Genomic DNA, 25,910 nt, shown 5'->3' on the forward strand with positions numbered 1-25,910 from the left:
GCAGGATCACTTCACGCTCGGCAGGGCCTTGCCCCAGGTGTAGGCTTGCGGAACGGCCTCAGGCGCCTCGTGCGGCGCGCTGGATGCAGAGGGCGCCGCGCTGCCATGCGCGCCGGCAATGGCTGCAAGGGACATGCCCTTCATCGCTTGCGGATCCCCGACCAGCGGCGCTGTGCCGGCGCGGGCCCCGTTCGCCTTCAGGATATAGGCGACGATGTTCAGATAATCCTGCTCGGCAAGTCGCCCGGGCGCCTGCGGCGGCATTGCTGTGCTGATGTAGGTATATAGCCCTGCCACCGTGTCGAAATTCTGCATCACATCCGTGCCGACAAGGCCGGGCGCATTGGGGCCGCGCAATTCCGCGCCGTGGCACATCGCGCACTGGCTGTTATAGGCCTTCTCGCCCGCGCTCGCCTGCTCGGCCGTGAACACGGTCGCGGCCGGTTCGCTGGCAGCAATCGTGGAGGCTGCGAGAACCACAGCCGCGAGGGACATAGCCGATATCCGGACGAGATCTGTTCGGCTCACGGTTCTGCCCTCACGCACCGGCCCATGTCCGCGCTTCGGCTGTGTCACTGGAGAGATGGCGCCCGGCCCGCAGCATGATCGGGCCTGCAATCACCCCCACAAACGCCGTGATCGCCATGGAATAGCGGATCGCCTCATCCTGCCAGATCGTCGCCAGCTGGTCGTTGAGGATGCCGACGCCCAGCGGGCCGATGATCTGGCCGAGAATAGCGATGGAGAGGACGTAGAGCGCCATGCCGAAGGAGCGGATCGGCACCGGCATCACCTGAATCAGCAACAGGGACAGCAACGGCACCATCATGCTCGCGGCGACGCTGTCGATGGCCGCCCCAATCGCCACGAACAGGATGTTCGTCGAAAAGAGAAAGACATATTGCGAGAGGCCCACGGCGGTGAAGCACAAGGCCGGGAGCCAAATCCGCCAGCGCTCGTCATAGCGCAGCAGGCGCGCGAGCAGGATGCCGCCACCAATCGCGCCGACAAGGCCGGAAATACCGCGAATGGGGCCGAGCAGGCTGGCGCTCTCCGCCACGCTCATGCCGTGCACGCGCAGCATGAAGGTCGTGCTCCAAACGATGTGCGCATAGAAGGAGATCGTCACCAACGCGGCGCCGAGCGTCGCGAACACATATGTGCGGCGTTTGAGCAAAAAGGCCAGCGAACTCTTGAATGTCGGCTTGGCGGCCTCGCCATCCGGCGCCTTGTCATCAAAGCGCCCACGCTGCGGCTCGCGCACCGTCAGCATCATCAGCAGACCCAGGCCCAGGCCCACGCAACCGGCCACCCAATAGACGACGCGCCATCCATATAGATGCCCCATCCACCCCGCGATGGGCGTGAACACCAGCCCGGATATGGCGGTGCCGGATGCCATGATGGAGAAGGCCAGCGGCCGATGCTTCTTGTCGAAAATGTCGGAGAGCAGCGAGGTGGAGGGCGGCGTCCCCGCAGCCTCGCCGGCGCCCATCAAAAAGCGCGCCGCCGCCATCTGCCACACATTGGTCACGAAGCCCGTCGCCAGCGTCATCGCGCTCCAGAAGGAGAAGCCGATGCCAATGATCATCTTGCGGTTCCACCGGTCCGCCAGCCGCGCAATGGGAAGGCCCATCACCGCATAGATCAGCACGAAGGCAACGCCGGTGATCAGACCCAGCTCTGTGTCGGTCAGCTTGAGGTCCGCCTGAATGAGCGGGAAGAGCAGCGAGATCAGCAGCCGGTCGAAATAGTTGAAGGCATAAGCCAGGGTGAGCAAGGCGAGCATATAGATCGACCGGGGGGTCCACCCGCCGTCGCGCGATACTGAGGCGTCAAGAGCGGCCGGTGCGGCGGCTGAAGAAGGGATCGATGACATAGAACGGCCTTCAAACTCGATATGAAACGGGGGCGATGCGATGCGCAGACACGCCGCTAAATCCAACTCCGCTCATACGGTCGTCATCCTCTCAGGTCGGGCTGCAGCCCCTCATTGTCCATCATGCACGGCGAAGGCAATTGGGTGGGATGTGCGATCGCCCGGATGATATTTTCCCGATGGCTAACATGGCGCCGCGGCGCCCACCATGGCGCCTGATCCATATTGGTCATCGACCTGCTGCATAGCACCGAGCCTTCGATGAGCAGTCAAATCAGCTAAACAAGAGCGCCCCTCTGCGCGGCCGAGCCTGTCGCATCGTGGGCGCTGGCCTCTGCCGGCAAAGAGGATAACGCTGAAGCCTCGCGCAAGCGACTGCGACGGAATAAGGAGCGGATATGGAATATGGCAAGCTTCGCAATTTCGATCTGAACCTGCTGGTCGTGCTGGGTGCGGTCCTGGAGCATCAGAGCGTCAGCGCCGCCGCCGACGAGCTGTCCATGTCGCAAAGCTCGGCCAGTCACGCGCTCACCCGGTTGCGCCGCCTGCTGGGGGATGAGCTGTTCGTCAAGACGCGCAACCGCATGATGCCAACCCCAAAAGCGCTGGAACTGGCGGGGCCGATCAACGAGATTCTTCAATCGGCAGGGAATATCCTGCTCTCGACTGCATCCTTCCAGCCGGAACTGGCCGAGCGGACCCTGCATCTTGCGCTCGGCGATGTCGGCGAGATCATGCTGATGCCGACACTCCTCGAGTTCGTCCGCAACACGGCGCCGAGCTGCAAGATTCAGACAGTCATGAGCCTTGCCCATGAAGCCGAGCAGGAACTGCTGGACGGCAAGCTCGATCTTTATGTGGGCTTCATCGCCTCGCCCTCGCTCGATTTGATGTGCCAGAAGCTCTACGACGACGACATGGTCGTCATCTGCGCGACCGACTATCCCTATGAGGGCGTCATGACGATCGCGGATTACGCCGCTGCCGATCATGTCATCCATCAGATCCGCTCTCTCGCCAAGACACGGGTCGATCATATGCTCGACAGTCGGGGCCTGCGCCGCAACTCCCGGATCATCACGCCCAATGCGAGCGCGACGCCCTTCATCGTCTCGAATGACAAGACGCTGATCGCGCTTTACCCAAGATCGCTCGCCACCTTCATGAAGAAGGTCCACGATATCAAGATATTGGAGCTGGATTTCGACACAGGCACCATCGAGGTGCTGCAATATTGGCACCGCCGCTATAACAACGATCCGCTGGTCTCATGGCTGCGCAAGTCGATGTTCGGCATGTTCAACGATGCGACGAAGAACCGGGGCGGGTGAGGCTGAAGACCCATCCCGGCGGCCGCAATCACAGCGCCTTCATCGCCTTGCTCATCCGGTCCATCGCCTCTTGCATGATGGGTAGGGGCGTGGCGAAAATGAAGCGGGCGAACCCTGCGAAGTCCTTGCCACACGTCACGCCCTCGGTGAGGTAAACGCCGGCCTTCTCCTTGAAGAAGGCACCTGGATTTTCGGCGACAGCGGATCCGCGAAAGTCCAGCCAGCCGACATAGGTGCCCTCTGGTATATGGTAGCGCACGCCGGGCAGCAGATCGTGGACGAGGTCCGCCATGGCCCTGCGGTTCCGGTCGAGATAGGCCACTACGTCTTCCAGCCAGGGAAAGCCCTCCCGATAGGCCACGGCATTGGCCACGACGCCCAGATTGGCCGTGCCATGGGCCGCGAAAAAGCCGATCTTGTTCCAGATCGCCCGATCCGCATCGTTACTCGTGATCACCTGCGCGCATTTCAGGCCCGGCAAGTTCCACGCCTTTGATGCGGAGAGCGCGGTAATGGTGTGGCCCGCCGCAACCTCGTTGACCGAGGCATAAGGCAAGTGCCGGTTGCCGGCATAGGTCAGCGGTGCCCAGATCTCATCGGAGAACACCCGGCCACCATTGCGCTCGACCAGCTCCGCAACGGCTTCCAGTTCCGCGCGGCTGAACACGCGGCCCACGGGATTATAGGGGTTGCACAGGATCAGCAGGTTGCCGCCCTGATCGAACGCGTCCTGGATGCCGGCCATGTCCAGGGCATAGCGCCCGTCTTCACACCGCATCGGCACTTCGATGACCTCGCGTCCCATCATCGGCGGGATGGAGAGGAAGGGCATGTAGGATGGGGTCGGCACGATGATTTTCGATCCGGCCCGCGAATGATGCTCGATCGACAGCTCCAGCGCCTTGATGACATCCGGCACCACGCGCACATCGGCAGGCTCGACCGTCCAGCCGTGACGCGACTGAAGCATCTGCGCCGTTGCTGCCCGCAACTCGGCGGTGAACCGGGTCGGCAGATATCCGAAGGCCCCCTGATCGACGATCTCATGCAGCGCCTTGGTGATCACGGGCGCGATGCCGAAGTCCATCTCCGCAACAAAGGCGCCGATCAGATCGTCCTGCACCGCCCATTTCGTCGCACCGGTGCGGCGCAGATCGTCAATGGTAATGCGGTCGGTCTTTTCGATGAAAGTCACAGTACATCCTCAGCCACTGTCCGTACGCGGCGGATGACGATGCTTCGTTCAGCGTCCGTCACACGCGCGCAGGCTTGCATGAACCGCGCAAACATCACGCCGGCCCATCGCCTGTATAATCCACCTCAAATTGAGATGCTGCCTCGGCCAACACCAATGATGAATTCTGATATTGGTTATGCGCCCGGTTCATGGCCGTTTTCTTGACGGTCCCCCGGCAGGGCCATAGATTCCCGTCGAATAAGATTTCGATCAAACCATTCAATATCAACGTAATTTCTAATTCAGGCCATTGTTTAGGGGCGCGCGGCAGGTTTCGCCTAGCCGCGCCTCTGCGCCAGCTTAGCGCCTGATGGCCGCCCCCATCAGCGGCCCCCCATCGCACAATAAAGACCTTAGGAGATATCGAGATGATGCAGGACAAGAAGCGCGCGCCGGCCCGGGCACCTGGCCTGGTTCAAGGCGGGGCCGTGAATGTTCCTTTCCTGCAGACCGATCGCGATGCGCCAGTCGCCAGCCTATTTGGGCCGCTCCCCGGCCAGGCGCGGCTCGTGGGGAATGAAAATCCGTTCGGCCCCGCCCCCAGCGCGCTCAAGGCACTCGCTGAAACTGCCGGGTCCGGCTGCTATTATGCCGACCGGGGCGTCTTCCACCTCACCTCGATGATCGCCGAGCGGCATGGCGTGACGCCCGCGCAGGTCGTGCTCGGCGCCGGATCGACCGAAATCCTGTGCGCAACCGCACTGGCCTGGGGGCAGAAGGGATCGATCATCTGCCCCAGCCTGTTCTGGGACGCGCCAATCCTCTTCGCGGAACGCAAGGGTGTCGCGTGCATCTATGTCCCGCTGGCGGCGGACATGAATTTCGACCTGGAGGCCATGGCGGGCCACCTCAGCGAAGACGTTTCGCTCGTCCACCTCGTCAACCCGAACAACCCGACCGGCATGGCGCTGGACAACGCCGCCCTGCGCACTTTCGCGCGCACCGTCGCGCAAAGCGGCACCACCTTGCTGGTGGACGAAGCCTATAACGAACTCTCGGATCAGCCGGAGGAAAGCTCGCTGGTCGATCTGGTCCGCGCTGGTGAGGACGTGATCGTCACCCGGACCTTCTCGAAAATCTACGGCATGGCTGGGCTGCGCGTCGGCTACGCGCTGACCAGCGAAGAGAATGCCGCGCGCATCCGCAGCTACATGACAAGTTTTGGCGGCAACGTCGCAGGCATCTCTGCCGCGATCGCCTGCTATAATGACCAGGCCTTCCTCGCCGCATCCCTCGCCTCGATCCGCGAAGGGCGCGAAATGATCCTGGATGCCGTCGCCCGCGCCGGTCTGACCGCCCTGCCCAGCCAGACCAATTTCGTCTTCGTCAAAGTCCCGGATGCCGACGCCCTCGACCGCGCCATGCGCGAGCGCAACATCGTCATTCGGGGCGCGTTCGGTGAGTGGACGCAGTACTCCCGCGTCTCCGTCGGTCATCTTCACGACGTTGCACGCTATGCCGAGGCGCTGCCGAACATTATCGAATTAATGGTTTAACTGTCACATCCACCGAGTGGTTAGATCTCGTAGCCGCATATTGATCCTTCGCGTCAAGAAAAGGAAATAACGGTCTTTGACCTGTCCTGGTGATCGATGTGGATGAGGGCACCGAGGGACAGCAATCCGTCCATGCCATCGATCGACTTCTGGTCGAGCGCAGAATATCAGGTAGGCAATGTACCTGAGTTCAGCTCGAGGGCGCTTGATCTTTGTCCCTATGTCAATCACATCACGCTGGCTTCTAGGCCGATGAATGACAGGTCTCGAGTTTCTCCCGCCCGGAGCGCCGGAAAGCAGGTGGGATCGATCCCTCTCGCGACCAGACCGGCCTGCAAGCGCGTCCGGGGCTCGTCCCATGGCTCGTCGGTGAGCTTGAAGGCGCCCCAGTGCATGCCGATGGCGGCTCGTGCTTCAAGGTCCAGCATGATCTGGATCGCTTCCTCCGGATCGGTGTGCTGGGCGGCCATGAACCAGCGCGGATCATAGGCGCCGATTGGAATGATCGCGAGGTCCATGGGGCCGAAACGGTCGCGCATCCGCCGAAAGATGCCGCCGGTGCCATAGCCGGTATCGCCGGCGAAGTAGACGAGCCTGCCGGCCGCCTCGATCACGAAGCCCGCCCACAAGGCCATGCGCCGGTCGCGCCATCCGCGCGACGACCAGTGGAGTGCGGGAACGATATGCACCTTGAGGCCCGGCGCAACCTCGATGCTGTCGCCCCAATCTCCCACGCCGAAGCGGGCAGCCGAAATGTGCTTGCGGACGATATAGTCGTTGCCCAGCGGCGTGACGATCAGCAGATGGTGACGACTGTGGATCGCTTCGAGCGTCGCGATGTCGAGATGATCGTAGTGATTGTGGGAGAGCAACACGGCGTCGAGCGGGGGAAGGTCCGCCAGCGCAACACCGGGCGCGCAGATGCGCCGAGGCCCGGCGAACGAAAGCGGACTGGCGCGATCGGACCAAACGGGGTCTGTAACGAGATTGTAGCCCCCGATCTGGATCAACAGCGTGGCATGGCCAATCATCGTCACACGCAGGCCATCGACTCTGTCGTCCGGCACGACAGGCTTCACCGCGACCGACTTGGGCCAGGGATTATCGGGGACGTTGCGCTTCCAGCGCATCACGTCCCGCAGTGAGCGGTCCGTCTCTGGTTCGTCGCGCAAATTGTGAAAGCGGAGACCGTCGAAATGATCGGTGACGGGGCCGTTATAGTAGCGGTTCTTCGGCATGTGGTTCACCGACCCCCTATCCGGCGCCACTCAAATGGCGTTTCACTGTGGCAGATCAAGTCCGGTCAGGAGAGGGCGACCGCCCGGCGTCGGGGTTGCTCAGCGTTGAGATCGTCAGAGCGAGATGCCAGTGCTCAGGGCAGGAGATCTGACGTTCTATAGTGATCAGCCAGCTGTCCTATCAGACGTGATTGGTTGCGATTTGGCCCTATCCGTGCGTCTGCATTTCTGACGAAAACGGCAGGGTCAACCCGCGACACCGCAGCGACAAGCATCATCCCCCGTCACTCGACCCGCTCGATGACCAGGCACTCGTCCCGGAACCACAGGCGCCCGTGCTTTGCCAGAACCTCCCGGGTGGCCGTAAGATAGCCAGGTCTTGCCATTTGCTCGGCCACGCGCTCGTTCTCGATCTGCGCCACATAGGTTGCGGCGATCCAGGCGGAATAAAGCGCCGACGTACCGATGAGCGTGGCATCCCGGTCGCCTTCGCTGCCCAGCACGTGCATTTCGAAGCGAATCGACGCGGCTTCATCGGAAAGCGTGTCGAAGGCGTAACGCGCGGCGCCGCCGGACAAGGCTGCTTGCGTGGCCCGGATCAGGTCCTGCCGGCTGTAGGGGAAGGGCTGCTCTTCCGGCCAGACCTTGCGAATGATCTCCATGGCCGGATCCTCGCCGGCGGATTGCACCACGATCAGTCGGCCGCCGGGGCGCAAGGCCCGCGCCAACGGCGCCAGCACGCGCTCAGCCTTGAACTGCACGTCGGCCTTGAGGCGAAAGGGCTGGCTCGCCAGGACCAAATCGAAATCGGCCCGTGTCGCGGTCGGGCGAGGAATGACCCGGTCGAGGATGAACCGATAGGCTTCACGATAGAGCAGGAGCACAGTCGGCGTTTCTGGCGACAATGCGCCCGTCGCGGGGTTGACCTTCATCCGCCAATGGTCCGCGAGAAACGGCATGAGAGACTGGATTTGCTGCTCCATGTCGGCGGAGGTCTCGCCGTGCAATGCGACGTCCTTCCAGACCAGCGCCTTCTGCGCCTGCGGACGGGACCGGCGCAGCCAGGGAGCCTCCGCATAGGAAATGTTGGTGAGTGCCACGACCGTTTCGGGATGCTCGACGAAGCGATCCGGCAGCTTGTCGAGCGCGAGGCGCAAATCCTCGAGGCTGATTTCCTTGCCGACCACATAGAAGGGCAAGCGCGGGAAGCGCCGGTGCATGGCGCGCAGTAGGCGCGACATCACGGTGCCGTCGCCAACGCCGGCATCGAAGAACCTCAGTGCGGGCTGCTGCGGATCGAGATGCTCAAGCTCCTGCGCCACGCAGTCGGCGATCACCAGCTTCTCGGTACAACTGTGCACGAACATCAGGTAATTCTGGCGACTGTCGTAGAAGCGTGGCTTCGGCCCGGAGGGTTGGGGTGCTGCATCCTCCGGCACGCGGTCGGGCCGGTTTCTATTCGTCAGTTGCATATCGGCTCCCCTCTCGCCTAGCGACCTTTGCCTGCCGTTCGCAGGCGGAGCGAATTGTCCATCCACGGGGCCGGGTAAACCACATTGTATCCCACTCGTCCGAGAAGAGCGGTTTCCGGGCCTTCCCAACCTGCCTCAGGCGGAACTTCCACTTCGCCAATTCGGCATGGACGCGCGATAGTATCTGCGGCGTGCCGTTCTGCCGGACAGCGCCGGCCCGGCGCGCTATAAACGCCCGACGATGACCCCGCCCCCTGACTTCCCTGCCGATGAAGGCGCCGCCGACACCCGACCGTCCCGCTCGTCCGTGCGTGCCCGGCGCAAACTCCAGCGCAGGCATGGCTTGGTCGAAGACGTGTTCCAGATCATTCGCGCGGACATCATGGCTCTGCGCATTCCGCCAGACTCGCGGATCTCGATCGACAAGTTGGCCCGCGAACTCGGCATTTCGCAAACGCCGATCCGCGAGGCCTTGAGCATGCTGGAAGCGATCGGCCTGGTCGTGCGTCGCCTCTATGCCGGATATTGGTGCGCGCCGCAGCTTTCCAGGACGCAGATCGACGATCTCTTCGCCGTCCGATTGCTGCTGGAGCCGCACGCCGCCCGACATGCCGCGCGAAACATGACCGACGCGGATATGCGCGCGCTGACACGCCATGTCGCGCTGATGGACCCGCAGACCCATGTTTTCGGCTATGATGACTACGCCGATCGCGATGCGGAATTGCACGATATGATCGCGCGCGGCAGCGGCAATACGATCATTCAAGAGACGCTGGGACGGCTGCACGCACACCTCCACATTTTTCGCCTGAAATCGAATACCGAGGTCGCGATCGAAGCCAGCCGCGAGCATGGGCTCATCGCGCAAGCGCTGAGCCGTCGGGACGCGGACGGGGCCGAAGCCGCCATGCGGCTACACATCGGCAATTCCTATGAACGGCTGATCGGAGAGCCGCAGCAAAGCTAGGCTTGTGGCGAACCGTCTTGCGCAGGTCCATTGACTGCCAGCGCAACTAGGATATCGTATAGGAAATACGAAAAACGGTGGAGAGGACCGTCTTTTATGCGTCGAGCGAGAGCCATTGAGCCCAGTCAGGCACCTCCCGTGGTCTGGAAAGGCGGGCGGGCGCAGGTGACGGTGCACAGCCGCATCCCAAACTCCATGCTTTTGGCCGAACAACTCGGGCCGCTGTTGCTGATCCAGATGCGGTGCGGCTCCGTGACGATTTCCCGGCCGGAAGGCGCATTGACCCCCGCCGATCGTCAATCGACCTTCATCCTCGTCCTGTCCGGCGGGGCCAGCCTGCGCCATTATGGCCGGCAGATCGAACTATATCCCGGTGACATCACCATGTACGACCACAGCGCCGAATACACCCTGCACTTCGGGCAGCCGACCCAAGTGATCATGATCCGGGTGAACTCAACCGCTATCCGGCAGATTTTTCCGGTGCCCGACAGCTTCTATGGCCAGCGCATTCCTGGCGATGTGGGGCTGACATCCACCGCGCTGGCAATGGCGAAGGATCTCTCCGCCAAGCTCGAAACAAGGCCCGGTCTCCACTTCAACGAGCGTGTGGCCACGCATTTGCTGGATGTTCTGGCCACCGCCTACGCGGAAGTCATGGACGAACCATCATCCGCGACGTCGCTGATGGAACGGCGCTTCTGGAAAGTCCGCCTTTTCATCGAGGAAAATCTGCGCGACCCGTCGCTCTCTCCCTCGCTCGTGGCGGAACGGCTTAAGCTGTCCGACCGCTACCTCCGCATGATCTTCGCGGTAAGCGACGAGTCCCCATCGGCCTATATCCTGCGGCGGCGGTTGGAGGAATGCGCGCGGCAGTTCAGCGACGAGCGCTGGCGGGGCCGATCCATTACGGAGATTGCGTTCAGCTGGGGATTCAACAGCGCCCCGCATTTCACGCGCACGTTTCGCCAGCATTTTGGCATGGCGCCCAGCCAGTATCGCCTAAAACACGCGACGGAGCGCGCAGAACCGGCCCTGTTGCAGTAAATCTTGGAACAGCGGCATCCGGAGGAGAGCGCATAAGCCCCACTCCGGAATGACGGATTTACGCGCTCGTTATCGCGCGCCGGCCACGGCGATATTGGCCCCGGCCACATAAGATGCCGCGTCGGAAACCAAGAACATGACGGCGGCGGAGACTTCCTCGGGCTGACCGGCCCGGCGCATCGGCAAGGCCGAGGCGATCCGGTCCAGTTTCCCCGGGACATGAATTTCGGTGTCGATCGGGCCGGGCGACACCGCATTGACACGGATGCCCTGCGGAGCGACTTCGCGCGCGAGCCCCAGCACGAGGCTGTCCACCCCGCCCTTGGTGGCCGCGTACCAGACATGTTCGCCGGGCGCCCCATAGAGCGCGGCGCGCGACGAGATCAGCACGATCGAGCCTCCTCCCCCGCCGTTCGCGGTGGACATGCGACGCACGGCCTCGCGCGCACACAGCAGGGCGCCGGTGAGATTGACATCCACCACCTTGGCCAGGAGGTCGTCGCTCGCGTCCACAAGTGCCGAGGATTCACCGACGATGCCGCCATTATAGACCAGCGCCGCCAGTGGGCCGACCTGATCGACGGCCGCGAAGAGCGTGGCGACATCGCCGGCTATGCCAGTATCCGCCTGGACCGCCTGCGCCCTTCCGCCTTCCGCCCGAATGGCATCCACCACGGCCGCTGCCATGTCCGCTCGGCCGGCATAGGTGAGCAACACATGGTAGCCCGCCTTGGCGGCGTCTCGTGCGATGGCAGCTCCAATGCCCCGGCTTCCGCCAGTCACCAGAAATACGCCGCGATCGCCTTGATCCACCATGATTGATCCTCTTGGCTCGGCATCCATACGCAAATCAGGATTTCAGACGCTTGCTGGCGATGCGGCAGCCTTCCGCCATGGCCGACAGCTTGGCCCAGACAATCTCCTCATGCCCCACGCGCGACCCGATGCCACAATCGGTGCCGGCGTGGAGATTCTCCATGCCCACCAACTTGGCGAAGTTGACCAGCCGCTCCGCGACCAGTTCGGGATGCTCGACCAGATCGGTGTAATGCCCGACCACTCCCGGCGCGAGGATCTTGCCATCGGGCAGCTTGAGCGTCTCGAACACGCGATACTCATGAGCGTGTCGCGGATTGCTCGCCTCGAACGTATAGGTCTGCGCGTTGATCATCAGCATCAGGTCGGCGATGTGCTCAAAGCCGATATCGTGCACATGCGGACGGTGGCCACTGCCCCAGCACATGTGGAAACGGACCTGCTCCTCGGGCAATCCTTCCAGCGCCTGATTGATGACCTCGACGCAGAAGCGCAGATAATCCCGATACTCCTCGACGCTCCAGTCGGGGTGGAACATCCACGCCGTCGCGAACTCCGGCTCGTCGATCTGGACGATCAGGCCCGCATCGGTGATCGCCTTATATTCCTCGCGCATCGTCGCCGCGACCGCCATCATATAGTCGCGCTCGTCCCGATAGTGCAGGTTGCGGGTGCCCGCGCCGAGGCTGAGCGGACCGAGCGCGGCGATGAAACCGTCCGCGCTATCCTTGCCGGCCAGCGCCTTTTTGAGCGTCGCAATATCCTTCTGGATTGCTTCCTGACCGATATAGGTGACCGGCCCATCGCAGATCGCTTCCATCTTCGAGGGCTGCGGCACGACACCGGGCTTTGAAAATCCGGGGCGCACCGGTCCGCCCGAGCCGGCGAACCACAGGCCGGATTCATAGAAGCCGGGGAAATCGCGGCGATCCCGCTCGGCCACAAATGCGCGTTTGGGTGCGAGGCCTTCGGGCCGTTCGCGTTGTCCAAAGCCGGTGATGCGAGCCTGAATATAGCCCACATAATGGCCCATATTGGCGGCTTTGACATATTCGCCATCGTTGACGATATCGACACCGCACGCGATCTGCTTGTCCACCACCCACTGCACCGCCAGCGGCAGTTGCTCGTCGATCTCGGCGCGATGATCGTCGGCCTTCGCCAGCAGCACGTCCAGCTTGGCGGGCCGGGGCAAGTTGCCGCCGTGGCTGCTCAGAATGTGGTCGGTAGAACGTCTCATATCAAATCAATCTCCATGGCGGTCCTCGCCAGCGCTGCCGGCGAGGACTGCGCGTTGAATTAGAAAGTCTTGCTGACCTTGAGGTACCACTCCCGCGGCGCGGCAGGCTGGCCTTGGCTGCTGGCGAAACCGATGCTGCTGTAGATGAAGTAGTTGCGATAATAGGCCTTGTTGGTGAGGTTCGTCGCACCCAGCGAGACGGACAGGCCAAGATCGTCATTCTGGTACGTCAGGCGTCCGTTGAAGGTCGAATAGGCCTTCTGGAAATAGGCGGGATCGACCGCATCAAACGGAATGCTGCCTGTGTAGAACCAGTCCAGCCGCGGCGTGACCGAGCCTGCCAGCGACGGAACCGGGACGCGATATTCGATCCCTGCATTGGCCGTCCATTCTGGAATGCCGATGCCAACGGCGGTCAGGCGATTGGTGATGCGACCCGGCGCATTCAGATCCGGCGATGTGAACTGCGAATAGCCAAGCGACCCGTTGATCAGCAGGCCCTCGACCGGCCTCGCCTCGAGTTCCAGCTCGAAGCCCTTGGCCTTGCCCGGCAGGTTCACGAAGAACGTCCGGCCAATGCACTGCACACCCTGACCGGCTGCAGCCTCCGCAGGGGTGCGGGCGCGACAGGTGGTAATGCCATTGCCATTAGCGACATCAGGAATGACGATCTGTGTGCCCGGCAATGGGCCACCGTTGGTGCCGATCTGCGCTTCCTGACCGCTCAGGCCGAAGATGCGCGTCTTGTAATCGGTGTAGAAGGCCACCGCGTTCAGGCGCACCCGTCGGTCGAGAAACTCGGTCTTGATGCCGAGTTCATAGGCCTGCGTGCGATCGCCGGGATATTGCTGATTCTGCGACGGCTGCAGCGGCCGCCCATTGAAGCCAGGGGCTTGCGAGCCGGTGGCCGCCGACACATACGCGATGGTCTGGGCATTGAGCTCATAGGTCAGCCCTGCCTTCCAGTCGAAGCGGCTCTCCTCGGGTTTGACATTAAAGGTCAGGTTCTGGGAGAAGTTCGGATTGCCCGGATCGCGATCGTCCAGATTGGAATAATGGACCTCCTTCGCATCCTTCGAGTAGCGGCCGCCCAACACGACGGACAGGCGCTCGAACGGACGCACAGTGACATTCGCGAACACCGCCTTGCTGGTGGGCTCGTAGGTCGTGTTCTGATATTTGAGGAAACCGTTCCACGGTGAGTAGGTGACGGCCCGATTGCGGCCATCGGCATCGAACAGGAAGACACCGGCAACCCAATCCAGCCACTGGTGGCGCCCGGAAAGCCGGGCTTCCGCACTGATATATCGGGAGGTGATCGTCGCCAGCGTGTGTTCCTGCACCAACGGCGAGCCATCGGTATCGAACGCATGCGTGTCGCTGAAATTGCGATAGCCAAGGATGCCGGTGAATTCGATATCGCTCGTCAGGTCGATGGACAGCTTGCCGGAAACGCCCCAGTTCACGACATCCACGCGCGGGCTGTAGCAGACCCCGCCATGATTGGGATTGCCGTTGTAGAAGGTGCTGCCGGCAACCACCGTACCGGCGCCAACCGGATCACAATAGGTCGCATAAGTGGAGAAGCGGTTGCCGGTCAGAAACCTGTTATCATAGGCCACGCCCAGCAGGTTGGCCTGCCCGACCCAGGACGCGCGCGTCGCGGCGCGAGAGGCATTAGTCGCGATCAGAGTATCGGCGACATTCTCCGACTGATCCTGGATATAATCGGCGGACAGAGTGAAGCGGATGCCGTCGCTCGGCTGGAATTTCAACGCGCCCCGCACCGCGCGCACGTCTTCGCCACCCAGCGTCCCGACCTGACAATCATCAGGCCGGTTGTTGGGAGAAGAGGCCAGCGTCTGGTCGACATAGGGGATGCGCCCCGCCAGCTGCGGCGTGCCATTGGCCTCCATCTGACACCGGAAATCGAGCCGCTTCACAAATCCGTCGCGCCTCTTGGAGAGAACGGAGAGCGACATGCCGAGCTTGTCCGCCACGATCGGCAGATTGATTCCGGCGCGGAAATCGCGGCGCTTGTAAGCGCCGACCGTGACGTCCACGAAGCCGGAGGCCTCGGTAAGGCTGGGCTGCTTGCTGACGAGAACGACGCCACCGGCGAGCGCGTTGCGCCCGAACAGCGTGCCCTGCGGGCCGCGCAACACCTCGACATGCTCCAGATCGAGCAAGTCGAAATTGGCGCCGAGCAGAAGCGGATAGTAGATGTCGTCGATATAGAAAGCGACGGCGGCCTCACCAGCGAGGCTCGTATCGCGCGAACCGATGCCGCGAATATAGGTCGTTACCCCCGGGCCGAAGGCACCCTGCGCCCGCGAGAAGGTGGCGTTGGGCACGACCTGCGAAATCTCCGCTGCCGACTGGATACCGCGCGTGGCGAGCGTGTCGCCCGTGACGGCGGTGATCGCAATCGGCGTATCCTGCACATTGGTCTGCTGCCGGGTGGCGGTCACGACGATATCGGAAAGGCCATTCCCCGCCGTGCTGGCCCGATCGGTTGTGCCTTGCGTCTGCTGCGCCTGCGCCGCTGCGCCGGCGCTCACCGTCGCAAGCAACATGCCGGTCAACATCATCCCCGCCTTCTTGCTAATAGCCTTCCGCATTTCACCCTCCTGAACCCCGCTTTTCTTTGCCTCGGGACCTAAACCATATGAGGTGGGCCTGCGCGCACTTATCCGTTTCGGAAGTTTGCCTTGCGGATTGGCTGGGACAGTCGGCTCTTTATTGCCCGCGCCTCATCGGCGATGCAGACAGGCGCCCGAACTCTGGGCAGGGTGCCGGGGTCGATCGGGAGAGCGGGCATGAAGATCACCGGCGCCAAGGTGATGGGCGCGACGGTCAATTTCGAAGGCGTGATGGCGGGAACGCACATCGTGCTGCGCCTGATGACCGACCAAGGCATCGAGGGCATCGGCTCTGTCAGCCGGGTGAGCCCGCGCACGCTCAAGCCCCTCATTCTGCTGATCGAAGCGATGGTCGAGAGCCTCATAGGGCATGAGGCGGAGGTCGAACCCATTCACGACCGGCTCACACGCCCCCTCCTCGGCGCGCCGGTCAGCGGGCTGGAGTTGCGCGCCGGCAGCGCAATCGATGTCGCCCTTTGGGACATCAAGGGAAAGGCGGTCGGTCAGCCGGTCTGGAAACTGATGGGCGGGTTTCGCAACCGGTTGCCCGTGTCCGCCAATTGGGGACTGATGCCCGGGCCGCCCAAGGACGCGCTCGCCGCCCACATCGCCGACCTCCTTGGCCGGGGGTTTCGGGCGATCAAATGTCCGGTCGGCTTTGCCCCGCTGGCGACGGCAATCGAGCATGTCCACTTCGTGCGGTCATGCGCCGGGCCGGACGTGCGCATCATCGTCGATGGCAATTTTCAGTGGACAGCTAAGCAGGCGCTGCATTTCGCGCGCGAGACGGAGGCGGACGATCTCTATTGGATCGAAGACCCCGTCGCCTATCATGATTATGACGGCATGGCCTTCGTGCGGGCCAATGCGCGGCAGGCGATCTGCGCCGGCGAAGTGTTCCAGCACCCCCACGAATTTCGCGCCCTGATGGAGAAGCGCGGCAGCGATTATGTGATGATCGACCAGGACCTCGGGCTGACGGGCTTCCTCAAGGTCGCCCATATGGCGCAGGCCCACGGACTGCCCGTGGTGAACCATCTCGCGCCTGAAACGCTGAGCCATGCAATCGCCGCCGTCCCAAATGGATTGATCGTGGGTCTAGTCCCTTGGGCGCAACCGCTGTTCCGCGAGAAACTGCAGGTCGAGGATGGCGATCTGATCCTGTCCGATCGGCCCGGCCTCGGGCTAAGCTTGGATGAGGACGTACTGGAGCGGAACGGCCCCGGCGCCTGAAGCACCGGCTCTGCTCTAGGCGAAAGGACGCCGCCGCGCGGCCCACTCCACGCCGCGCTGGATCAACGTCTTGAACACGGGGTCCTGCCAAGGGCCGCGATGATCGGGCTGGTCGGGCCGATCCGCAAAGGGTTTGTCATAGGGGCGATTGGCGTGCCCCAGAGCCAGATACAGCAGGCCACCCTCGCCGACATGGCGCCGATACATCAACGGCCAATTCTTGGTTTCCATCATGCGCCCGCCAAAGGCCTCGCCGCCCCAGTGGCATTGCAGCAAAACCTCGATATCATCGCGCACCGTCTCGACGCAGTAGAGCTCGTCGTCGATCTCGAACGGCGCAATTCCTTCCAACAGCGGGTCATCCGGATGGGCGATGTCCACGCGAAACCGCTGATAGGGCGGGTGCGTGATGAAGCGCGTGCCCATGATCTGCGGCACAATCTGATTGTCGCCCACCGAGTTGCTGGCATGGAGCGCGAACCAGCGCCCGCCGCGCTCCAGAAAAGCCCGCATGGCGCTCGACGCCGCTGCCGAGACCGGCACTTGCGAGGTGTAGCTGACAACCATGTCGCAGCGCGCCCATGCATCCACATTCTCATAATCGATGAAGCAATCTGTGCGAATGCCGCCGGCATCATACAGCGCCTGCGCCAGGTTGATCCGGGCGTAATCAAAGTCGTGATTGCGATGGGGGCTTCCGCAAACCAGGTTTGCGAGCAGCGGCAGCGCCATCAGCGATCGACCCTGCGGAATTTCTGGATCTGGTGATCGATGCACGCCTCGCGCGCGATGCGATTGAAGCCGGAGCCAAAGGAGACCGAAACCTCGGCCACATAGAGGCTGCCTTGCGAATCCAGCGCCAGCGCGTGCGGCGCGATGAAGTTTCCGGGCGCCGAGCGGGCGTTGGAATCGGCGCCCCACCGCGCGACGATATTGCCCTGCGGCGCAAACACCGTCACGCGGCCGGGCAGATCCCTGTCCGCAAAGCCATGCGTAAAAGACCCTTGGCCGGCTTCCATCGGCCGCCAGAGTTCGGAGACGTAAATCAGCCCCTCGTCGTCCACCACGACGTCCGTCGGGCGCAGCACGTCATCCCAGATGGCGATGAACTTGCCGGAGCGGTCGAAGAACTGCAGGCGGTCGTTCTCGCGGTCGCAGACGATCACATTTTCCTGACGATCGAGCGCGATGCCGTGGGGGAGATGAAATTCGCCCGGGCCGGTCCCCACCTCGCCCCAACTATTGAGCAGTTCGCCTTTGGGCGAGAAATGATGGATGCGCGCATTGCCATATCCGTCCGCGACGAACATGTCCTTGTTCTGCGCGATGCACACATTGCAGCAGCAGTTGAAGCCATCCGCAGAGCGCTCCACATACTCATTGTGATGGATCTGCGGCTTCCGGCCTTTGATCGATCCATAGCCGGTATCGCTGACCTTGCGCGGTTCGCCCAGCATCCACTGGAAATTCCCCTCTAGGTCGAACACCCGCACCACGCTGTCCTGATCGTCGGTGCAGTAGACCAGGTCGTCATGGATGGTGATGCCATGGGCGCGATTGAACACGCCATCGCCCCATTTGTAGAGGAAGTTCCCGTCTGAATCATACACCATCACCCGCTCTCCCTTGCGGGTGTGGAGGAAGACCCTGTCCCGGGAATCGCAAGCGACGCCGGCTACGTCCTCGTGGCTGAATTCATCACCGGCAGGACATTTTTCCCAATTGGGCACGACTTCGAATGTGATTGAGCCAGTGGACATGGTTTCTTCCTGTGTGGGCCGTCCGCACGGAACAAGGCGGCCTGAAAGGGGGAGGACAGGACCGCAACCTAGGAAGCCCTCCCCGGAGCCACTTGCCCGGGCCGGAAAATGATGCTGCCCCTCGCGGTATGCGGCGGCGAGATCAGAAAAAGCGGCCGACCGTCTGGCTATGCTCCACAAAGGGCGGCTCGACAAAATAAGGGCCGGCGAGCGCCCGCCACTGGAGGAAGCCGTCGGACTCCCGGAAGCCGACCATATGGTCTTCGACGCTGTCCCATTCCACGCGCAGGCGATAACGGGCCGGGTCTTCGATCACCCGCTCAAGTGTCATACTGTGTGAGCCCTTGGCGGCCCGCAAAATAGCCGCCGCCTGCGCCACGGCCAGCTCGAAAGCCTCCGCCTTCGCCGGATCGATGGTGAGATGTGCGATTTCGGTGATCATGATCTTCTCTGTCGACGTTGCTGCCAGCGGCCATGACTGCCCATGGCCACCGGCCCGCGCTTATCCGTCGCGGAAGTTCGCTGTGCCTTTCTACGCCCAACGCCTGGTTTGCAGGAGGCCTACAGGCGGGGTGCCAGACATACCGCGACGGGCATCTGCAACTTCCGACCAGGGTAAGTGCCGCCCGGCGGGTCATGTCATCCCGATCCTGCAAAAATCACCGTCAGGAACGCGCCGACCATGAGTCCCCAGCAGATCAGCATGAAACAGGTGGCGCTCCTCCATTTCGGGCCGGATGTGTCGGCGCGGTTGGTCGATGATCTTCTCAAGATCGGCTCGAAGTCTGCCCTTATCGTGACGACGCCACCGGTACGCGACGCCGCGGAGCGCGTCGCCGGCCCCTTGCGGTCGCAAGGCCTGCGCACCGAAATCTGGTGCGACAGCGGCAGCGAGCCATCCGTAAGCGACTTCGAGGCCTTGCTGGCCATGGCTCAAAGTCGGGCCGCAGATGCCGTCATCGGCATCGGCGGCGGCAGCTCGATGGATCTGGCGAAGCTGGCGGCGGCTCTGCTGGATGGCCGCCAGACGATCGCGGATGTTCAGCGCGCCGGCCTGTCCGGCCCGCGCAGATGCTGGCTCGCGTGCATCCCGACTACAGCCGGCACCGGCAGCGAGGTTTCGCCCATTGCTATCCTGCTGGATGAGAATGACCTGCTCAAGAAGGGCGTGGTGAGCGAGCATCTGGTGCCGGATGCCGCCTATATCGACCCGATGCTCACCAAGTCGATGCCGCCCGCCGTCACCGCCGCAACCGGGCTGGACGCGCTGACTCATTGCATTGAAGCCTATGCCAACCGCTTTGCCCATCCGGTGATCGATACCTTCGCGTTGGAGGGCGTGCGGCTCGTCTTCCGCAGTTTGCTCAACGCCGTGCGCAATGGCAACGATGTACAAGCACGGACGGACATGGCGCGGGCCAGCTTCTATGGGGGCCTATGCCTTGGCCCGGTGAACACGGCCGCGGTTCATGCGCTGGCTTATCCGCTCGGCGGCGAGTTCCATGTCGCCCACGGCGTGTCGAACGCCATCCTTCTACCGCACGTCCTCGCCTTCAACCTGCCAGCGGCGGAGGCACGCTATGCCGACATCGCGATGGCGGCTGGTGCGGATGGCAACGGAACGACGGCCGAGATCGCGCGCGCAGGGCTGCGTTTGATCGAAGGATTGTGCCGCGATTGCGGCGTGCCCATGCGCCTCTCCGACCATGGCGTGCCGGCCGATGCGCTGGACCGGATGACGGATGGCGCGATGACCGTCACCCGCTTGTTGGACCGCAACGTGCGCCCCGTCGAATGGCGTGACGCGCGCCAGATCTACGACGCTGCATTCTGAATCGACATGCGAATAGAAGATAAAAAACAACCGGTTTTGGGAGACGATTTTTGACTGTCCATCACGATGCGCATGATCCTGGCGTTTCCCAAGCAACCGCTGGTCCCACGCTTGGCGCGCGCGCAGATGACACGGACATGCCGACCCGCGGGCAAGCGCATTATTCGCTCTTCGTGCTGACGGTCGTCGTCCTGTTCACGGTCGTGGACCGTCAGGTTCTCGCATTGCTGATCCTGCCCGTGCAGCGCGATTTCGGTATTTCCGATACGCAGGCGGCTCTGTTGCTGGGCGCGGCCTTTTCGCTGACCTATGCAATCGCCGGCCTGCCCATCGCCCGCATCGCGGACACCCGCAACCGCCGCAACATCGTCGCCGCCTGCATCGCTTTCTGGAGCGGGGCCACGATGCTGTGCGGTCTGGCCCAAAACTACACGCATCTCTTCCTCGCGCGCATGGGCATCGGCGCCGGCGAGTCGGGCTATGGCCCGGCGACCTGGTCGATCGTGACGGACTCCTACCCACGGGAAAAGGTGGCCTTTGGAACCGGTGTGCTTTCCATCGGCGCGACGGTGGGCACGGGCCTTGCCCTCTTCATGGGCGGCGCGGTGCTCGCGATGGTCGAACACTTCCCGACGGTTAGCCTGCCCTTCGGCGGCACGATCCGCCCCTGGCAGTGGGCCTTCATCATCGTCGGCGCGCCGGGCCTCATCTGGGCGCTCGTCGTGCTGACCACCAAGGAGCCGGCGCGGCGTGGACTAAAAGGCCGTAAGCTGAAAAGCGTCCCGGTGAAGGATGTCGCACGCTTCATGCGCGATGACTGGCGCGTCTATCTCGCTGCGATCGGCGGCCTCGCCATGAAGCTGCTGATGGTTATGGGCATCTCGCAATGGATGCCAACGCTCTACCACCGCGAATTCGGCTGGGAGCTGTCCGATGTCGGCATGATCACGGGCGGGATCGCCATGGTCCTCTCGCCCATCGCCCTGCTGCTCGGCGCGCGCGTCTCGGAACGCTGGATGAAGCAGGGGCGCTCCGACGCTAATCTGCGCATCGTCTTCTACGGCCTGTGCGTGTCGGTGCCCTGCTACATCGTCGCGCCGCTGCTGCCCAATCCCTGGATAGTGCTGACGCTTCAATCGGTGGCCGTGTTCGTTTCCGCTATGGGCGCCGGCCCTGCCATCGCCGCCTTCCAGCTTGTCACGCCCAACAGCATGCGCGCGCAGGTCAGTTCGGTGAGCCAGTTCTGCACCAATGTTCTAGCCTTTGCGGTGGGCCCGCTCCTCGTCGCGATCCTGACGGACTATCTTTTCCGCGATCCGCAACTGCTCAACTACTCCATCTCGCTAAGCACTGCCCTGCTTGGCCCATTGACCCTTTTGATCACCTGGCAGGGCCTCAAGCCATTCGCCCGCAGCGTCGACCGCATGGCCCTGGAGGCCGGGCAATGAGCGCGCAAGATCCGACCCGCGGAGGAGACCCCGACTGCATGGCCCCGATCGACACGCTCGAAATCATCGACGCGCAAATCCATGAGCCTTTCCCTGCAGTTCGGCCGAACGGGGCAGACATGCACCTGTTGACAAGGATGCAGATCGAACTCGCGCGCGAAGCGATGGACGCGATCGGCGTCGACCGGGCGCTCGCCGTCACCGACGACGCGTTCATCGAACTCGCCAGCACCCTCTTCCCGGGGCGCTTTCCGGGGGTCCATACCTTCTTCCCGATCCTCGACGACTTCGGCCCTGCTGTCCGCAAGGTCGCAGCCAACCCCGCCATGGTCGCAGGGCGCGCGCTGGTCGGAAACTTCGCCACGGCAGAAATGCGCCCGGAGTTCGATGCCGGCAAGTTCGATACGCTTTATGCGGCGGCGGAAGATGTCGGCCTGCCGATCTTCAATTCCACCCATGGCGGCTGCGCGCGCATGGCGGAAGTCGCCGAACGCCACCCCGCCCTGACCTTGATCATCGATCATATCGGCGTCGCCCAGCATCCCGTGTCGCCGCCCGAGACCATGTCATGGGCGAGTTTTCCCGACCTGCTGGACCTTGCCCGCTACCCCAATGTCGCCGTCAAGCTCTGCGGCGCGCCGCTGCTCTCGGAACACGCATACCCGTTCGAGGATCTGTGGCCACGCCTTGAGCAGTTGATTGCGGCATTCGGCGCGGAGCGGATCATGTGGGCGAGCGATTATACCCGCTTGCGCACAGCCGATCTTCCACGCGGCGCCCGGCCACGGCGACGCGGACTGACCTATGCGGAGAGCCTCAACTTTCTGCTGCGGAGCGACCGGCTGAGCCTTGCGGACAAGCGCCAGATTTTCGGCGGCACAGCCACCCGCCTGCTGCGCCTGCCCCCCATCGGTACGGACTGGCCGATGCCCGAGATGCGATGGTAGCGGCATGACCGATGCTGAGACCCTGCTCGCTCAGGTGGAAGAAGCCTGCAAGCGTCTGAAGATCGCCCAGACGACATTCGGGCGGCAGGCTGTCAACGACGGCAAGTTCGTCAGCCGCCTGCAGCAGGGCGGCCGCGTGACGCTCCAGACGGTAGAACGGGTCCACCGCTTCATCGCCGAGCAGGGCGGGCCATCGGCAGCGACGTTGCGATCGGCCATTATCGGTCGCGCCGAGATGAGCGTCGAGCACAGCTTCCGCTTCTACGACAACCGCCAGAAATATCTGATGTTCGTGAACACCTCATCGGAAAAGCAGGTGATCGCCGACCGCGCGTTGCAGCAATTGGCCCTCGCCCAGCCCCGTCCGCCCGCGATCCGCTTGTTTGATGGGGGCGCCGGCGATGGAACCGCACTTACCCGGCTTCTGCGCGGCGCGCACCGCCGTTACGCTTGGCTACCTTTCTACATCGTCGCGAAGGAAATCAGCCTCGAAAACGTGCGACTGATGCTGGAGAAAATGCCCGACAGGTTTCAGGAGCATCCGGCGACGGTGCTGGTCGTCACCAACCTGCCCTATACCGAGGCCCCTTGGCTCAACCCGCGCAATCCTGTGGACGCCAGCCGGATGGTCTGGGAAGAAGTGCCGCTCGATGGGACCACGGCCGGCGATTTCGAGGAGGCGATCGCCGAGCTTCAGCCATTTCTGGAACGCAACTGGCGCGTGCGCCGCAGTGCCGCCACAGGGCGCCCGCTGCATGAAGTCCCCGCCGTCCTCATCCTGTACCGCCGCGACCATCGGTTCGCGCTCGACGCGGTCATTCCACGTCGGGGCCGGGCCAGTGCCGATTTCGACTTCGTACTACTGTCCCAACCCTATAGCGCGCGGGCAGAGCTATCCTTCAAGGCGGAGAAGATCGTCGCGCCGCTCGCCCGCGCGTTGCGCCTGAGCGGGCAGCTGATGGGCGTGCATTCCTTTGGTGACGATCCGGGCATGGAGTTGATTCAGACCATTTGGCCGGACGAAGCCCCCTTCGTCCACAAGCGGCAGATACTGATGGCCGCTGTCCAGGCCGAACTCGGCCGTGACGCGCGCAAATTCCAGCTTCACGATCTATCCGATGAGCGCTCGGTGTTCCGCTATGGTATCCAGACGCTGGATACCGAAATCGATCAGTCGATCGGCTCCTCCACGCTGCTCGCGGCCTGGAATGCCGCCAGCTACGTGGCGCAGATCGAAGACGACCGGCTGTCCGTGGCGATGAACAGCGATCGCTATCTCGAGGCCACCCGCCAGACGCTGCGCGAATATGGCGGGCTGTGGTTCCAGAACGAAGCCTACATCATCTCCCGTCGCGCAGACCTTGGATAGCCATGGAAAGAAGACATATGAATAATCACGCGACCTGCCCATTCTGCCACGCGCGCTGGACACAGGAGATGATTGACCAGCTCGAAAGATTTTCGAGTGCCGGCGGCTGCGCCTGTTGCAGCCTGACGCCAGACCTTGTGGCCCACCAGCCACTGGAGACGCCCAAACGCGACCTGTGCTGCGCGACTTGTGGCAAGGCGATCTACCTCGCGCCAAATCTCTTCCGTCACCATATTGAAGAGATTCAGACGCAGCTCAAACCCGATGTAAATCTCTTCTATTTCTGAATATATTTCCATCACTGGAAATATAGATTCATAATTTTCGAAGGGTGGGATTTATCCCAACGACGGTGGGAACGAATGTGGTTTACCCACCGACACGGTCGTTCAAAATCAACACCATGGATCAGCCAACGCGATCATTGCCCGCCTGGACAATGACTGCACGCTTGGCGACACAAATGGAGAGTATGATGTTGGACGTTCTTTCAGATCTTGTGGCCGGAAAAGCCGGCGTTGGCGATCAACCCGAACAGGGTGCCGATCTGCCTGACACCCTGCCGGTCGTGGACATCTCCAGACTGCAAGGCAGCGCGCGAGACCGTGAGACGCTGATCGCACATCTGAGGAGTGTGCTGCACCGTTTCGGTTTCTTCTACCTTAAGGGTCATGGCGTCGACCCCGCGCTGTGCGCCGCAGCCCTCGCCGTCTCCAAGCAGTTCTTCGCATTGCCGGAGGAAAACAAGCTCGCCATTGAAATGATCAGATCGCCGCATTTCCGGGGCTATTGCCGGGCCGGCATGGAACTGACAGGCGGTAAGCCCGACTGGCGCGAGCAGGTGGATTTCGACCGCGAGGAAGCCCCGCTGCCGACTGGCCCCGACACACCCGCGTGGCATCGCGCCATCGGGCCCAATCAGTGGCCCGATGCCCTGCCGGAGATGCGAGGCATCATTCTGGCCTATCAGGCTGAGGTGACGCGGGTCGGGATCGAAGTCCTCCGCGCGATCGCCCTAGCGCTCGGCCAAGACGAAGATGCCTTTGCGCCCATGTACAAGTCGGGCCCACGCCAGCATCTCAAAATCGTGCGCTATCCCGGTCGCGATCAAACCACGTCGAAACAGGGCGTCGGCGCCCATAAGGATGGCGGGCTGATCACCATCTTGCTGCAAGACGTGTTGCCGGGGCTGCAGGTCCAGCTTGAGGACGGATCGTGGATCGATGCGCCGCCCGTGCCGGGTACATTCGTCGTGAACACCGGAGAACTGCTTGAACTGGCCACCAACGGCTTCGTCCACGCGGACGTCCATTGCGCCACCTCACCAGAGCCCGGCACGGCGCGCTATTCCATTCCGTTCTTTCTCGGTGCGAGCCACGAAGGCAGCATCCCCCTGATCGAACTGCCCCCCGAACTCCGCGCAGTCGAACGCGGGGTGAGTTCAGACCCCGACAACCCACTGTTTCGCGACGTCGGCATGAACCACCTCAAGGCGCGCTTGAGATCCCACCCTGATGTAGCAGCACGGTTTTACGCCGATTGTGTGTGATGCTGATGAGCGGCTCTCATTAGAGAGAACAGCTGGCGTCGTCAGACAGAAGAATAAGGCAAGGGGCGCGAGCAGAATGCGATCTGTCTGCCGAAGCCGGTGTCATACCGCGACTGATTCAGCCTGCCTCGCCCCAAGAATCCTTGCTAAACGATCTCAGATGGATCGCCTCGAAACCGCAACCGCATCCGACAGCGTGCGCTTCGATCTTAACCGCGGCCGATCTCAGGCTCATGGCGCAAGCCAGCTTCATGAACCAGCGCAGGTCCTCACGGGCCGTTTCGCGCGGTGAAATGTCGGCTATGTTGAACTGTTAAAACTGAGGACAACCCGCGGGCGCGCTGTCCAAGGGTTCTCCTATGACCGGCCCACTGGGGGTCACATGTACCGGGGACCAGTCAA

Annotated in this window: 22 protein-coding genes; 11 read left to right on the forward strand and 11 right to left on the reverse strand. The window is 62.7% G+C overall.

The window, feature by feature from the left end; all coding sequences use genetic code 11:
- Positions 1-6 precede the first annotated feature (6 nt).
- On the reverse strand, positions 7-495 hold the full coding sequence (locus tag M2333_RS11695; RefSeq protein WP_264611875.1) for a c-type cytochrome: 489 nt from the start codon (positions 493-495) through the stop codon (positions 7-9).
- 43 nt (positions 496-538) lie between these two features.
- Positions 539-1,789 carry a spinster family MFS transporter gene (locus tag M2333_RS11700; RefSeq protein WP_264611876.1) on the reverse strand — a complete coding sequence of 417 codons (1,251 nt, stop codon included), beginning with the start codon at positions 1,787-1,789 and terminating at the stop codon, positions 539-541.
- Between the two features lie 488 nt (positions 1,790-2,277).
- Here M2333_RS11700 and M2333_RS11705 point away from each other — a divergent pair, with 488 nt between their 5' ends.
- Complete coding sequence (locus M2333_RS11705) at positions 2,278-3,210, forward strand: LysR family transcriptional regulator (RefSeq protein WP_264611877.1); 933 nt, start codon at positions 2,278-2,280, stop codon at positions 3,208-3,210.
- 28 nt (positions 3,211-3,238) lie between these two features.
- Here M2333_RS11705 and M2333_RS11710 read toward each other — a convergent pair whose 3' ends face one another.
- On the reverse strand, positions 3,239-4,405 hold the full coding sequence (locus tag M2333_RS11710) for a MalY/PatB family protein (protein WP_264611878.1): 1,167 nt from the start codon (positions 4,403-4,405) through the stop codon (positions 3,239-3,241).
- 410 nt (positions 4,406-4,815) lie between these two features.
- Here M2333_RS11710 and M2333_RS11715 point away from each other — a divergent pair, with 410 nt between their 5' ends.
- The gene (locus M2333_RS11715; RefSeq protein ID WP_264611879.1) at positions 4,816-5,943 is read left to right on the forward strand and encodes a pyridoxal phosphate-dependent aminotransferase; all 1,128 of its coding nucleotides are present in this window, start codon (positions 4,816-4,818) and stop codon (positions 5,941-5,943) included.
- A gap of 227 nt (positions 5,944-6,170) precedes the next feature.
- Here the strand turns inward: M2333_RS11715 and M2333_RS11720 are convergent, their stop codons facing one another.
- Positions 6,171-7,181, reverse strand: a complete 1,011-nt coding sequence (locus M2333_RS11720; RefSeq protein WP_264612616.1) for an MBL fold metallo-hydrolase — start codon at positions 7,179-7,181, stop codon at positions 6,171-6,173.
- A gap of 284 nt (positions 7,182-7,465) precedes the next feature.
- Complete coding sequence (locus M2333_RS11725; RefSeq protein ID WP_264611880.1) at positions 7,466-8,653, reverse strand: hypothetical protein; 1,188 nt, start codon at positions 8,651-8,653, stop codon at positions 7,466-7,468.
- A gap of 355 nt (positions 8,654-9,008) precedes the next feature.
- Between M2333_RS11725 and M2333_RS11730 the strand changes: the two genes are divergently transcribed.
- Positions 9,009-9,623 carry a GntR family transcriptional regulator gene (locus M2333_RS11730; RefSeq protein ID WP_264612617.1) on the forward strand — a complete coding sequence of 205 codons (615 nt, stop codon included), beginning with the start codon at positions 9,009-9,011 and terminating at the stop codon, positions 9,621-9,623.
- Positions 9,624-9,653: 30 nt separating this feature from the next.
- Positions 9,654-10,670, forward strand: coding sequence for a helix-turn-helix domain-containing protein (locus tag M2333_RS11735; protein WP_264575535.1), 1,017 nt, complete (start codon positions 9,654-9,656; stop codon positions 10,668-10,670).
- Positions 10,671-10,739: 69 nt separating this feature from the next.
- Here the strand turns inward: M2333_RS11735 and M2333_RS11740 are convergent, their stop codons facing one another.
- From M2333_RS11740 to M2333_RS11750, 3 genes are read right to left on the reverse strand one after another with little or no spacing between them, the layout of a single operon-like run.
- Positions 10,740-11,486 (reverse strand): SDR family oxidoreductase, encoded by a 747-nt coding sequence (locus M2333_RS11740; RefSeq protein ID WP_264611881.1) that lies wholly within the window; start codon positions 11,484-11,486, stop codon positions 10,740-10,742.
- 34 nt (positions 11,487-11,520) lie between these two features.
- Positions 11,521-12,726, reverse strand: a complete 1,206-nt coding sequence (locus tag M2333_RS11745; RefSeq protein ID WP_264611882.1) for a cobalamin-independent methionine synthase II family protein — start codon at positions 12,724-12,726, stop codon at positions 11,521-11,523.
- 59 nt (positions 12,727-12,785) lie between these two features.
- Positions 12,786-15,347, reverse strand: a complete 2,562-nt coding sequence (locus tag M2333_RS11750) for a TonB-dependent receptor (RefSeq protein ID WP_264611883.1) — start codon at positions 15,345-15,347, stop codon at positions 12,786-12,788.
- A 198-nt stretch (positions 15,348-15,545) separates the two neighbouring features.
- Between M2333_RS11750 and M2333_RS11755 the strand changes: the two genes are divergently transcribed.
- Complete coding sequence (locus M2333_RS11755) at positions 15,546-16,601, forward strand: mandelate racemase/muconate lactonizing enzyme family protein (protein ID WP_264611884.1); 1,056 nt, start codon at positions 15,546-15,548, stop codon at positions 16,599-16,601.
- Positions 16,602-16,616: 15 nt separating this feature from the next.
- Here M2333_RS11755 and M2333_RS11760 read toward each other — a convergent pair whose 3' ends face one another.
- The 3 genes from M2333_RS11760 to M2333_RS11770 form a co-directional block, all read right to left on the reverse strand.
- Entirely contained in the window at positions 16,617-17,333 is a 717-nt protein-coding gene (locus M2333_RS11760) for a ThuA domain-containing protein (protein ID WP_264611885.1), read from the reverse strand.
- Positions 17,333-18,361 carry a 6-bladed beta-propeller gene (locus tag M2333_RS11765; RefSeq protein ID WP_181560673.1) on the reverse strand — a complete coding sequence of 343 codons (1,029 nt, stop codon included), beginning with the start codon at positions 18,359-18,361 and terminating at the stop codon, positions 17,333-17,335. The genes M2333_RS11760 and M2333_RS11765 overlap by 1 nt, the downstream gene beginning before the upstream one ends.
- 142 nt (positions 18,362-18,503) lie before the next feature.
- Positions 18,504-18,803, reverse strand: a complete 300-nt coding sequence (locus M2333_RS11770) for an antibiotic biosynthesis monooxygenase family protein (protein ID WP_181560674.1) — start codon at positions 18,801-18,803, stop codon at positions 18,504-18,506.
- 240 nt (positions 18,804-19,043) lie between these two features.
- Between M2333_RS11770 and M2333_RS11775 the strand changes: the two genes are divergently transcribed.
- From M2333_RS11775 to M2333_RS11800, 6 genes are all read left to right on the forward strand, one after another.
- Positions 19,044-20,195 (forward strand): iron-containing alcohol dehydrogenase, encoded by a 1,152-nt coding sequence (locus tag M2333_RS11775; RefSeq protein ID WP_264611886.1) that lies wholly within the window; start codon positions 19,044-19,046, stop codon positions 20,193-20,195.
- 50 nt (positions 20,196-20,245) lie between these two features.
- Positions 20,246-21,643, forward strand: coding sequence for a spinster family MFS transporter (locus M2333_RS11780; RefSeq protein ID WP_264575527.1), 1,398 nt, complete (start codon positions 20,246-20,248; stop codon positions 21,641-21,643).
- A gap of 38 nt (positions 21,644-21,681) precedes the next feature.
- On the forward strand, positions 21,682-22,590 hold the full coding sequence (locus tag M2333_RS11785) for an amidohydrolase family protein (RefSeq protein WP_264611887.1): 909 nt from the start codon (positions 21,682-21,684) through the stop codon (positions 22,588-22,590).
- Between the two features lie 4 nt (positions 22,591-22,594).
- Positions 22,595-23,959: a hypothetical protein gene (locus M2333_RS11790; protein ID WP_264611888.1), complete on the forward strand. Its 1,365-nt coding sequence runs from the start codon at positions 22,595-22,597 to the stop codon at positions 23,957-23,959.
- Positions 23,960-24,027: 68 nt separating this feature from the next.
- A complete protein-coding gene (locus tag M2333_RS11795) occupies positions 24,028-24,246 on the forward strand; it encodes a hypothetical protein (RefSeq protein WP_264611889.1) in 219 nt (72 codons plus the stop codon).
- 188 nt (positions 24,247-24,434) lie between these two features.
- Positions 24,435-25,508: an isopenicillin N synthase family dioxygenase gene (locus M2333_RS11800; RefSeq protein WP_264611890.1), complete on the forward strand. Its 1,074-nt coding sequence runs from the start codon at positions 24,435-24,437 to the stop codon at positions 25,506-25,508.
- Positions 25,509-25,910 lie beyond the last annotated feature (402 nt).

The organism is Sphingobium sp. B11D3B (genome assembly GCF_025961735.1).
In the GTDB taxonomy this organism is placed as follows: domain Bacteria; phylum Pseudomonadota; class Alphaproteobacteria; order Sphingomonadales; family Sphingomonadaceae; genus Sphingobium.

What these genes read in the sequence shown, in the direction of transcription:
- M2333_RS11695 (WP_264611875.1), bottom strand. Translation starts at nt 495, where the DNA reads ATGTCCCTCGCGGCTGTGGTTCTCGCAGCCTCCACGATTGCTGCCAGC.
- M2333_RS11700 (WP_264611876.1), bottom strand. Translation starts at nt 1,789, where the DNA reads ATGCTCGCCTTGCTCACCCTGGCTTATGCCTTCAACTATTTCGACCGG.
- M2333_RS11705 (WP_264611877.1), top strand. Translation starts at nt 2,278, where the DNA reads ATGGAATATGGCAAGCTTCGCAATTTCGATCTGAACCTGCTGGTCGTG.
- M2333_RS11715 (WP_264611879.1), top strand. Translation starts at nt 4,816, where the DNA reads ATGATGCAGGACAAGAAGCGCGCGCCGGCCCGGGCACCTGGCCTGGTT.
- M2333_RS11720 (WP_264612616.1), bottom strand. Translation starts at nt 7,181, where the DNA reads ATGCCGAAGAACCGCTACTATAACGGCCCCGTCACCGATCATTTCGAC.
- M2333_RS11725 (WP_264611880.1), bottom strand. Translation starts at nt 8,653, where the DNA reads ATGCAACTGACGAATAGAAACCGGCCCGACCGCGTGCCGGAGGATGCA.
- M2333_RS11740 (WP_264611881.1), bottom strand. Translation starts at nt 11,486, where the DNA reads ATGGTGGATCAAGGCGATCGCGGCGTATTTCTGGTGACTGGCGGAAGC.
- M2333_RS11745 (WP_264611882.1), bottom strand. Translation starts at nt 12,726, where the DNA reads ATGAGACGTTCTACCGACCACATTCTGAGCAGCCACGGCGGCAACTTG.
- M2333_RS11750 (WP_264611883.1), bottom strand. Translation starts at nt 15,347, where the DNA reads ATGCGGAAGGCTATTAGCAAGAAGGCGGGGATGATGTTGACCGGCATG.
- M2333_RS11755 (WP_264611884.1), top strand. Translation starts at nt 15,546, where the DNA reads ATGAAGATCACCGGCGCCAAGGTGATGGGCGCGACGGTCAATTTCGAA.
- M2333_RS11760 (WP_264611885.1), bottom strand. Translation starts at nt 17,333, where the DNA reads ATGGCGCTGCCGCTGCTCGCAAACCTGGTTTGCGGAAGCCCCCATCGC.
- M2333_RS11765 (WP_181560673.1), bottom strand. Translation starts at nt 18,361, where the DNA reads ATGTCCACTGGCTCAATCACATTCGAAGTCGTGCCCAATTGGGAAAAA.
- M2333_RS11770 (WP_181560674.1), bottom strand. Translation starts at nt 18,803, where the DNA reads ATGATCACCGAAATCGCACATCTCACCATCGATCCGGCGAAGGCGGAG.
- M2333_RS11775 (WP_264611886.1), top strand. Translation starts at nt 19,044, where the DNA reads ATGAGTCCCCAGCAGATCAGCATGAAACAGGTGGCGCTCCTCCATTTC.
- M2333_RS11785 (WP_264611887.1), top strand. Translation starts at nt 21,682, where the DNA reads ATGGCCCCGATCGACACGCTCGAAATCATCGACGCGCAAATCCATGAG.
- M2333_RS11790 (WP_264611888.1), top strand. Translation starts at nt 22,595, where the DNA reads ATGACCGATGCTGAGACCCTGCTCGCTCAGGTGGAAGAAGCCTGCAAG.
- M2333_RS11795 (WP_264611889.1), top strand. Translation starts at nt 24,028, where the DNA reads ATGATTGACCAGCTCGAAAGATTTTCGAGTGCCGGCGGCTGCGCCTGT.
- M2333_RS11800 (WP_264611890.1), top strand. Translation starts at nt 24,435, where the DNA reads ATGTTGGACGTTCTTTCAGATCTTGTGGCCGGAAAAGCCGGCGTTGGC.